Source organism: Bacteroidota bacterium (genome assembly GCA_030706565.1).
Taxonomy (GTDB): Bacteria; Bacteroidota; Bacteroidia; order Bacteroidales; family JAUZOH01; genus JAUZOH01.
This window is the reverse complement of sequence record JAUZOH010000532.1, coordinates 1-2,267: the sequence shown is the minus strand read 5'-3', so window position 1 is coordinate 2,267 and position 2,267 is coordinate 1. Positions and strand designations below refer to the sequence as shown.

The window sequence follows — 2,267 nt, the reverse complement described above, 5'->3', positions numbered from 1 at the left end:
TTCATTCCTTTTGTACAAAAGAAATCCCAGGCTACGGTATGATCCTTATCTATGCCCGATAAATACCTGATTTCTGTTTTTTGGCCAAAGGCGCAAAAAGTAATGGCAGCTAAAAACAATATATTTACTGTCCTTTTCATTGATCTGTTATAAAATATGTTCATCATCTATCATATAGCATTGACTATCCAAAGTGCAAATACACTTTTATAAAGAACCTGTCCAGGCATTTTCACCGCAATCCATTGTTACATCCGGGAAATTTGATTTCCTTTTTATCAACTGTCGAGGAAACATTTTGAATTATTTTTCCCGAAAAAATTGAATAACCTCATTCAACCTTCATGTACAATGATGCGGGGAAGGTTTACTTTTTGGCCTGTCCTTTATGGCAACTTTGCAAAAGGAAGGTTGTCAGGTTCTCGGCAGCTTTCCGGTTATCGAAATCCTTGGGCAGACGGTCGTGATCAATATACTCATTGTAGATCCAGGGATCGCCCACAGCAAAAACCATTCCTTTGCCATACTTGCTGACGGCCATCAGGATCTGTCCATTTTCAGTCAAAACAGATTGGGCAGGTTTTGATAAGGTGAACGTAGAAATTTCCTTCAGGTAAATCTTCTTCACATCTTTGAAGATGGGATGAACAGGCAGATTTTTCACAGCGCCCATCTCCCATTTATCTTTTAAAACCTGATGGATAGAGACATAGTTAAAAATGATTCCAAACCTCTTAGACAATTGATTTAAGTGGGTAAATTCACAATTGGGCGCATCGTTGGCAAGCAGCACCAAAACTCCGCCCTTATCCCTCACCCATTTTTGGATTGCATCGGCCTGATTGGGCATGATGTAATTGGGCGAAGGATTTTCGGAAAGGGTATCCGGATCTACAATAATATAAATATCCAGTTTATTTAAACTTGCAGCATCAGGTGCTGCTGTAAGGGTTGTGATTTTTGCGCCTTTTTTAGTAAAAATTTGTCCCCAGCGTGAATATCCGCTGAAGGCAGAATCAGTCCACAAATAATGATAAGGTTTACCTGTCTTTGGGTTGGTCTCATGGTTGTACCAGTTGTCCAAACCCACAACCTTTTTCTGCGCATTAACGGGCAATACGGCAAAAGCTGCAAGCCCGGCCAGTAAAAGGAATAAACATTTCCTTACACTCAGTTTTTTCGAATTAATCATTTTCATCTTCAAACTATTTAATTGATTTATAAAATTGATGCCAGTTTAATTTATCGTGTAAAACAGTAATTTCTGGTTTTGTACTCAACATTAATATATTTTAACCACTAGGGGACAGAGAACACGGGGAAAATCTCTGTGGTTCTCAGTGAAATTCCTCTGTGGAACTCTGTGAAATAATTGACTTTTAAAATACAAATACGATAACACAGAGAGACACAGAGAAGGCACAGAGGAATAATTATTCCTGATTTTTCCTTGTCCCTGGTGCCTCAGTGGGTTTATCTGGAACTTTTTTTTCAGTAATTCCATTGAACCACCTCCAACCATTTCAAACATTATCAAACCATTTCAAACAACTTCAAACCATTTCAAACAACTTCAAACAACTTCAAACTTTACAATGTTCTGTTTATAAATTTCATCTACTCAAAATATCATTTGGCAAGCGTAACAGCCATCAGTCCGATGACCACTTCGTTGGCCAAAGTAACCAGTTTTAAATCTTTTAATTCCCTGGAGCTGTCCAACGAAAGATCGAGTACAGTTGCAGCCCCGCCGTCAATTTTTTGTTCTTTCTCAAGCCGGGTGGTCATTTCACCTGTTTTCAGATGAACCCTTACCGGATGTGGTGCAACCAGTGGAAAAGCATAACCATCTATGAAATAATCCTGTTCGATCGGCCACCAGGTTTCGGGATTCCTCAGCACCAGTTTATCCTGTGTCCCGTCAGCATAATCCACAATCACCTCCCCGTTTGAAAAACGGCTTTGCATATAATTGGTCGAACCGGCCATCAGCAGATAGGCATGTGAAGCCCTGCCCGACAAAGGGACTGTTGCTTCCGGAGGATAATTATCCCAGCGCGAAGTAAAAATGATATTTTTCCCCTCAGCATTACCGGGCGTAGCAAAGGGGATACCCTGAGGCAGGCAAATCCTGTTTTTTGTTCCGGCCCTCTTTCTTAAACCCGAATCGTCGATGTTTGCAGTCATCAGCGGTGAACACCAGTTGCCTATGCCCTGGACAGGAATGGCCAGGGTTGGATAAGGCGAACGGGGCGACAAATACCTGT

General features: G+C 41.0%; 2 protein-coding genes. Both read right to left on the bottom strand.

Going from position 1 to position 2,267, the window contains the following annotated elements; genetic code table 11:
• Positions 1-367: 367 nt before the first annotated feature.
• A complete protein-coding gene (locus Q8907_16470; protein ID MDP4275864.1) occupies positions 368-1,198 on the bottom strand; it encodes a hypothetical protein in 831 nt (276 codons plus the stop codon).
• A gap of 431 nt (positions 1,199-1,629) precedes the next feature.
• Positions 1,630-2,267 (bottom strand): glycogen debranching protein (locus Q8907_16465; GenBank protein MDP4275863.1); only part of this gene is annotated, 638 nt, incomplete at its 5' end.

What these genes read in the sequence shown, in the direction of transcription:
- Q8907_16470 (MDP4275864.1), bottom strand. Translation starts at nt 1,198, where the DNA reads ATGAAAATGATTAATTCGAAAAAACTGAGTGTAAGGAAATGTTTATTC.